Raw genomic sequence first — 7,954 nt, forward strand, 5'->3', positions numbered from 1 at the left:
ATGTTCGCCAAGGCCTACTCCCCGCTCGGACCTGTAGACCGTATCGAGTGCCGTCGCAGCTGGGGAAGAGATCCTCTGTCCCGGACCGGGCGGGGCAGGGCGTGGCCCTGGTGGTGGTGCTGTCCGGCTTGTGCGGAGTGCCGGGACCCTGGCGGTACCGCCCTCGGGGTCTCGCGGGCGACGGTGGGCTTCCGGGGGTGGCGGTGTGAATTGGCTGCGGTGCAGGCGGTGTTCGGGTTCGATTGAGGTATGTCTCCTGCGCCTGTCCGCCGTCCGCGGTTACGCCGTACCACCCGCCTTGCCGCTCGGACCGAGCGTGGTCCGGGGCCGGGTTCCGCCTGGCCACCGGAGGCCGTTCCGGGCCGTCGGGGCGGGTTGGACTGGGCGCGCCGGATCGAGCTGCTCACTGTCGTGATCGCCTCTCTCGTGGCGGTTGCTGGCCTCTGGTACTCCAACGTCCAGACACAGCAGGCGAACGAGCAGGCTCAGCAGGCCAATGCCCAGGCGCGGGAGGACCGGGAGCTGGCCAAGGAGGGGCAGATCACCGACCGGTACACTGCGGCGGTTGGGAATCTCGGTGAGGACAAGATGGATGTGCGCCTCGGCGGCATCTATGCCCTTCAGCGGATCATGCAGGACTCCCCCCGCGATCAACCCTCTATCGCCAACGTGCTGGCCGCTTTCATCCGTGTCCATGCCGCCGAGGAACCCGAGACGAGCACGGGCACCGTCGGGCCGCCGGAAGACGGCATCGAGCACGATCCTGTTCCGGTGGGACTGCCGGATGCCGTGGCCGCGTTTGACGTTCTCACCACCCGGGACCCGGCCCACGACGAAGGGCCCTACCTGAGCCTGACGTCCGCCTATCTGGCCGGGGCCGAGTTGCATACCGGAGCCCAGCTCGACAACGCGGACCTGGTGGGTGCTGTGCTGTACGGCGCGACCATGGCCAAGGCACACCTGGCCGGAGCCACTCTCTCATCCGCAGACCTGACCCTCGTCAACCTGAGCGAAGCCGACCTGAGCGGCTCAATCCTGATTGACACCAATTTCTACTACGCTGCCCTGTCCGACGCGGACCTGACAGGCGCCATGATGCAAGGGGGAAACCTGAGCGGAGCCAGCCTGCTCAATGCGGACCTGAGGGAAGCCTCTCTGATCGACGCGGACCTGAACGAGACGGCCCTGAGGGGAACGGATCTGAGGGACACCGACGTTACCGAGGCCCAGCTCCTCACTGCGGTGATCGATTCCTCCACCCGCCTTCCTCCCCACCTCGCGGCAGACCCCGACGTAAAGGCGCGGATCGCCGAGGTCGAAGCGCAATTTCCATGACCTGTGTGCCAGCCTGAAGGCCACACGAATGCTGTCATGACCCTGGGCTGTCCTCGGTTTCGTACAAATGCTGCTGTCCCGCAGAGAGGACTGCCCCGCTACCTTGAGCGCCGGTGTGAGGTACTTGGGACCTGGGCCGCAGACGTCGCGGGGATCGGTGCCGTTGGCTCCGATGAGGTTTTTGGACAACCGGAGGTCCAAGGCGGCCACGGTCGCGTCGATCCGGGCTGGTGAGATCAGGCAGCAGGAGCCGCAGGTGTTAGAGGGCGAAGCCGATGATGCTGGTCGTCGTGCAGTGCTAGAGATGGTGACGGAGTGCGCGTCTTCGTGGGATTCCCTGCCGCCGGACAGAGCGTAGGCGGACTTGGACGCGTTCTAGGCCCGATCGCTGATGGTGCAGTGCGCGACAGCCCGCACCCTGGTGAGCCAGTCCTCGGTGAACAGCAGTTGCTCGATCGGATCGCCGGGCACGGAGATACCGGTTGCGGTGGTGACTTCGTCCGTGCCGGTCAACTTGTTGTTCCGCTTGAACGGCACGTTTCCGAGCGGCCTGCTCGGGAGCGTGCTGGAAACCGACATGGTCCGTACGACTGCGCCTGCCGCGCCCGAAGGCACGAGAGATCCCCACGCCTCAGGAAAGACGTGGGGATCTCTCGTGCCTTCGGTGAGGGGGCGGTCAGTAGTTGTCCCAGTGGTCGTCGCGTTCGGAGGGTGGTCCGTACTGTTCGATGAGGTCGCAGGTGCAGGTGCCGCCTTCGTACAGTTCTCTGTTGCATTCTTCGTGGTGGTCCCGGTCGGAGCGGCGTCCGGCTGGTGCGGGCGGCTCGGTCTGTGTAGCGGACCGGGGCGGGGCGGGCCGGAGTTCGATGTCCGCGACGGTGCGATGTGCCGGGTTGGTGTCAGTGAGCGGGTGTCAGTGATGGCATGTCAGGTACGGGTGTTTTCGCTGGTCGGGCATTGAGGAAGGGCGTGGTCACTGTCGCGGGGCGGTTTCTGCAGTGGGTGCGGCTGTCATGGGGCGGTACACCCCTCTCCACTCCGCTGTCTTGGGAACGGCACTTCTGATCCTTTCGGGGGCTGCGCAGCGGCACGGTGGTCGGTGACGGTCTTGCGCGGGTGGAAGGGCGTGGGGTGGGGGAGCTGGGCGCGTGGGGTGAGGTCGCGGCGGGGTTGAGGGTGTCTAGGCCGGTGCTGGTGGCGCGGCTGCTGGAGCTGGATGCGGTCGGGGTGTTGACGACGGCGCACGTGCGTGCGGGCGCCCAGGTTGGCGGGGTGAATGTGCGCACGGTGTGGCGCTGGTTGGAGGCTGCGCGGACGGAGGGCCGCATGGAGCCAAGGCCGCGGGCCCGGCTGGAGGTGTCCGACCAGATGTGGGAGGTGCTGGCGCAGGCGGGCGGGAACGTTGCGGCGCTGCACCGGCATCTGAAGGCGGCCGGGGGCGAGGTGCCCTCGCTGGCGTCGTTGCACCGGGTGGTGCGCCGGGATCTTCAGGCCGGCAGGGTCCTGCCGGACCGTGCGGTGGTGCGGCGGGAGCGGGATGAGCAGCAAACGCGGCTGGCACTGGCTGACCTGGCCCTGGCCGGACCGGGTGAGGCAGGCGCGGCGAAAGTGGCTGCGCGCCGGCTGCCGCGTCTTGCACCAGAGGCGAGCAGCGGCTTGCCGGTGGGGGAGAGTGGCGCGCTGGCGGGTGTGGCGTTGCCGGCGGGCGCTCAGCTGGTGCGGACGTCGTCGGTGCGGGCGGTGGCCGAGGCGGTCGGGCAGGCGATGGCGACCCAGGGCGCGGTGTGTGTGTTCGGTGACCCGGGCCGGGGCAAGACCGCGGCCGTGCGGATGGCGCTTGGCGAAGTGCCTCCGGGCTGGAAGGTGACGTGGGTGCCGGTACCGGTGCGCCCGTCGGTGGCCGGCATGAGGCGTGCGGTGTTCGACGCGCTGGCGCTGGCGGGCCGCTTTCCGCACACGTCGGCGCTGGCCGACACCGCGGTCACGGGGGCCTTGAGTGAGGCGCGGGTGCTGGTGGTCGACGAGGCGCAGCGCCTGCCCGTGCCGTGCCTGGAGTACCTGCAGAGCCTGTGGGACCACCCCGGCACCCGGATCACGCTGGTGCTGTGCGGAGCGGGCAGCGAGCGGGCGCTGTCCCGGCTGCCGCAGCTGGCCTCGCGTATCGGCGCGTGGCAGGAGGTTCCACGCCTGGACGCAGCGGAAGTGGCGACCGTGGTGACCGGCTTCCATCCGCTGTGGCGCACCGTACCGGCCCCGGACCTGACGTGGATCGACCGGTCGTGCGCGCACGGCACGTTCCGCACGTGGGCCGCTTTGACTGCGCACCTGCAGAACGCGCTGCTCACCACCGCTGACGCATCCATCGACCGGGCCTTGCTGAGGCGGCTGTTTAAGCGGGTCGCGCCGCCACTGTGAACGAAAGCGCTCCTGCAAGAGACGGGAGGGCGATCGCATGCTCCCGGCCACCGGCAAGCACATGACGTCCCACCCGCCCGAGGGGAGCTGACATGAAGGACGGCGACGCCATCCGCCCAGACGGCGGACTGCCTGCGGTGTCGAGGACGGCGCTGCGTGGTCCGGCTGTGCGGCGGCTGCTCGCACTGCGGGCAGCCAAGAAGCTGACAGTAGGCCATGTGCGGGTGGCTGCGGACGCGCTGGGGGTGTCGGAGCGCACGGTGTGGCGCTGGCTGGCCACCGCTCAGAGCGATGAGACCGCAGCCGCCTACCCCGGCGCACGCTCCCGGGTCGATGCGAGGTTCACCGTTACGCCCGAGGTCCGTGGACTGTTGGCACTGTGGAAGGGGAACGTGCGGGCGGTCCACCGCGAACTGGTCCTGCGTGCTGCCAGGCAGTCTCCGCCTGCCAACGCACCGTCGCTGACGACGCTGCACCGGGCGATCCGCCGTGATCTGACGCTGGGGGAGCGGGCCGGGCTCGCGGGAGGGGAGCGGGCGGCGCGCAAGCATGATGTGTTCCTGGCCCGGCCGCGGGGCTGGCGCAACCAGGTGTGGGAGACCGATCACGTCCAGGTGCCGGTGCTGGTCGATGTCGAGGGCAAGGCCCGCAGGCCGTGGATCACCTGGTTCACCGACTGCTCCACCAACGCGATCACCGGTGTGGCGGTCACACCCGGGCATCCGTCGCGGGAGTCGGTACTTGCCGGCTTGCGCTCCGCGGTCCTGCGTGAGGACCCCTACGGCCCGTTCGGCGGCGTGCCCGAGAAGGTACGGGTGGACCGCGGCAAGGACTTCCTGTCGAGGACGGTGACCGCCGCGTTCGATCTGTTGGACGTGACGGTGGAGGACCTGCCCGCCTACACCCCCCACCTCAAGGGCACCGTGGAGGGGCTGAACCGGGCGGTGGAGAGCATGTTCCTGGCCTCGCTGCCCGGCTACGCCCGCCAGCCTCGTCCGGGTAAGCGGGCTGCCCGTCCGAAGGACGAGGTGCTGCTGGGCTTCGAGGAATTCACCGCCCGGCTGCTGGATTGGACGCTGTGGTGGAACACCGAGCACCGCCCGGCGCCGTTGCGTGGCAGGACTCCGCTTCAGGCGTGGCAGGACGATCCCGCTCCGCTGCGGGGCGTGCCGGCCGCGGATCTGTGGACGTTCACCCTGGAGGACGCCGGCACCCGCACGCTGACCACCCGCGGTATCCGCTTCAGGAAACGCGACTACGTGGGGCCGTGGATGACCGGCCAGGCCGGGATCCAGATCCGAGTGCGCTTCATGCCCCACCACGATCACCGGATCGAGGTCTACCACGCGGCCACCGGCCGCTACCTGGGTCCTGCGGACCTGGCCGACCAGGCCACCGACGAACAGATCAGCGCCGTACGAAGGGCGCGGTCCGCTCGCGCACGCCGCCTGAAGATGGACCTGGAGGCCTCACAGCGCGAGCGCTATGCCGCTGTGAACCAGCCCGAGGCACCTCGGCGGCTCGGCGCGCTGACCGGTGCGCAGGCCGAGGCCGAACTCGCCCGGACTGCCGACGCCGACCTCGCGCAGCTCGCGATGCCAGATCTCATCCCGCACGCTGCGCCCCCGGCCGACTGGCGCACCCCGGCTTCCCTGGCCGCGCTGACCGCACCAGGCCCGCCCATCCGGTACCCGGACGGCCGTGACAGCGCTTCCGCCCCGGACGGCCGCGACGGGCGGGCCGCACGTCCCACCACCGATGAAGACGGAGACGCCTCGTGACCGCGGCCACCTACCAGTACGTCGACCTGCCGGACGCGTCTGTGGTCACCACCCGCGCCCTGCTCACTGCCCGGGAGAACATCATGGACACGGTCGCTGCCCGCGCGATGATGTGCATTCATGGCGGCGCCGGCTTCGGCAAGACGCTCGCCGTCAACACCTGCCTGCGCGAACTCGAACCCGGCGAGGACGTACGTAAGATCACTTTCAGGGCCCGGCCCACCGCCCGTGCGGTGCGCTACGAACTGTTCACTGCGCTCGACCTGGCCGGCGAGCCACCGCGCCACCCCAGCGAGTTCGACCGTCTGCTGAAGACGGCCCTGGCCGAACGCCCCCGTACCTTCCTCGTGGATGAGGCCCAGTGGCTCAACGGGGAGGCGTTCGAATACTTCCGCTATCTCTGGGACGAACCCTCCACCCAGCTCGCCATCATTTTCGTCGGTGGCGCGGGCTGCCACACCGTGCTGCGCCGCGAACCGATGCTGTCCTCCCGTGTCTTCATCTGGCAGCAGTTCACCCGACTCACACCCGACGAGGTCCTCGAGGTGATCCCGCTGTTCCACCCGGTCTGGGCCGGCGCCGCCCCCGAGGACATCGCCTTCGCCGACCAGCATGCCGCGCACGGCAACTTCCGCGCCTGGGCCCAGCTGACCGCCCACACCCGTACCGCACTGGCCCGCACCGGTCGCGCCCGCGTCGACCAGGAGCTGCTGCGCTGGGCCTTCAGCCGCCTCGCCTGACCACACCGTCCATGCCTCCTGCCCCGCCGCTGCCACCCGTCACCGTGGTTCTCGACCGCCACGACGACGTGCTGCACACGCACACCGCTCTGGCCGCCCATCATCCGCCGTCCGGCCGGATCACCCTGCACCCCGGCCCGGGCACCACCAGCGAAACTGGCCTCGCCCACGACCTTCTCGTCGCCCTGGGTAAACCGCCCCTGCTCCCGGGCCGCTTTCCCGGCGGCCGTCAGCCCGCCTGGGAAGCCGCCGCGGCCTGGATGACCGCCCTGCCCGTGAACCGGCTGACCGTGCTGCGCGCCCACCGCCTCACGGCCCGCCGCGCGATGCGCCTTGTGCAGCTACAGGCCCGCACCGGGATTCACTTGACCTTGGTTTGCCACCGCCCTCACCTTCCCGCAGCTCTGCACCAGGCCGTGCGGACGGCCGACTACTCCGTCACCGCCGACTTCGAGGCAGCCCGCCGCCACTACTACGGCACTCCTATTGCCGAGCCCCCGTCGGCAGAGGAGCCCACCGGGCCGGCCAGCCGGTGGCTCACCCTGCCCGCACTGGACCGCCTCGTCTCCTACGACAGCCCCCGCGCCTGCGTCGCCCCGTGCACGCCACCGCCGATCGCCTGGCGGCACCGCCCACCACCCGTGCCTCTCACCGCGTACACCGCCCAGCGAGTCACCCACCGGCTGCACACGGCGACCGCACATCCTCGCCTGGCCGCAGCCCTTGCCACCGCGCTGTTCACCGGCGCCTCCCTCCAGCAACTCGCCACCGCACGCCCCCGCGACTACGACGACGCCGCGGCCACGCTCGCCCTGCACGACCGCGCCCGCTACACAGACGGCTGCGCCGCCTACCCCGTACCACCCTGGGCCAGCATCTTCCTGCGGGCCGCAACCAGCTTCACCCGGCTCCTCTCCGGCGAGGACCAAGAGCTGCTCGCCGGAGAGGAGCCGGGTGACCGTGCCCACTTGCTGCGCGTTGCGGAGACGGCCAGACTACGCCCGCCCCAGCCGCCCACAGGCCGCCGCAAAGGCCCGGTCGGCCGGGTGGAGTGGGACTGGCGCGAGCGGCAGGAAGCCGAGAAGTACGAAGCGATACCGGCCAGGCGCGCCAAGCCGTCGCAACGCTGACCACCCTGCAGTGCTCGCTCGATGGGCCAGGCTCAGCCGATCGAGAAGTCGGCGAACTCAATGTCGCTGAAAGCCACGTGCAGGCCGTGGGCCCGGCAGCCCCATTCGCGAAAGTAGGCGTGTCCCAGCGCACGGGCGAGTATCACCGTCTGCTGCTGCTCGCCCGCGCCGGCATCCCGGGCGGCGAACAGCTCCCGAGCCACCTCTCCCGGCAGATCCTGTGTGATCCACCGCACCCGCGGATCGTCCGAGGAACCTGCCGCAGCAGCAAACCCGAACCGCGCCCTGGTATGGAAGACGAAGCCTTCCGCCTCGGCCTGGGCACGCCGACGAGCCCGTACTCGCGGCTGCCACCGCGCCAGGACAGCCTCCTCGATCGCCTGGGCCTGCAGCGGCCCCGGCAGACGACGCGCTCCGGGCTTCTTCGTCACCCACCGCTGCACAGTGCGCTGCGACACCCCTAGGAGTTGTCTTCAATTGTCACGCCCACATCAGGAGCGATGCGAGGGTGACGGCTGCCTGGTAGGACTCGGCGGTCTTGTCGTAGCGGGTT

7 protein-coding genes are annotated in these 7,954 nt (G+C 70.0%); 5 read left to right on the forward strand and 2 right to left on the reverse strand.

Translation table 11 applies throughout. The features are described 5' to 3' along the window. The first annotated feature begins 411 nt into the window (after window positions 1-411). Complete coding sequence (locus ABZX40_RS38055) at window positions 412-1,335, forward strand: pentapeptide repeat-containing protein (protein ID WP_355749491.1); 924 nt, start codon at window positions 412-414, stop codon at window positions 1,333-1,335. A 375-nt stretch (window positions 1,336-1,710) separates the two neighbouring features. On the opposite strand, the gene ABZX40_RS38060 is transcribed toward ABZX40_RS38055, so the two are convergent. After that, window positions 1,711-1,872, reverse strand: coding sequence for a hypothetical protein (locus tag ABZX40_RS38060; RefSeq protein ID WP_355749489.1), 162 nt, complete (start codon window positions 1,870-1,872; stop codon window positions 1,711-1,713). Window positions 1,873-2,523: 651 nt separating this feature from the next. Between ABZX40_RS38060 and ABZX40_RS38065 the strand changes: the two genes are divergently transcribed. The 4 genes from ABZX40_RS38065 to ABZX40_RS38080 all read left to right on the forward strand — a co-directional run bounded on the left by ABZX40_RS38065 (window position 2,524) and on the right by ABZX40_RS38080 (window position 7,401). Continuing rightward, complete coding sequence (locus ABZX40_RS38065; protein ID WP_355749486.1) at window positions 2,524-3,750, forward strand: ATP-binding protein; 1,227 nt, start codon at window positions 2,524-2,526, stop codon at window positions 3,748-3,750. A 92-nt stretch (window positions 3,751-3,842) separates the two neighbouring features. After that, a complete protein-coding gene (locus ABZX40_RS38070; protein ID WP_355749483.1) occupies window positions 3,843-5,531 on the forward strand; it encodes a Mu transposase C-terminal domain-containing protein in 1,689 nt (562 codons plus the stop codon). Next, window positions 5,528-6,271, forward strand: coding sequence for an ATP-binding protein (locus tag ABZX40_RS38075; protein ID WP_355749480.1), 744 nt, complete (start codon window positions 5,528-5,530; stop codon window positions 6,269-6,271). The genes ABZX40_RS38070 and ABZX40_RS38075 overlap by 4 nt, the downstream gene beginning before the upstream one ends. An 11-nt stretch (window positions 6,272-6,282) precedes the next feature. Next, entirely contained in the window at window positions 6,283-7,401 is a 1,119-nt protein-coding gene (locus ABZX40_RS38080) for a hypothetical protein (protein WP_355749478.1), read from the forward strand. 32 nt (window positions 7,402-7,433) lie between these two features. Here the strand turns inward: ABZX40_RS38080 and ABZX40_RS38085 are convergent, their stop codons facing one another. Beyond that, entirely contained in the window at window positions 7,434-7,832 is a 399-nt protein-coding gene (locus tag ABZX40_RS38085; protein ID WP_308427914.1) for a hypothetical protein, read from the reverse strand. Window positions 7,833-7,954 lie beyond the last annotated feature (122 nt).

The sequence above is a fragment of the Streptomyces sp. NPDC004610 genome (assembly GCF_040609715.1).
GTDB lineage: Bacteria > Actinomycetota > Actinomycetes > Streptomycetales > Streptomycetaceae > Streptomyces.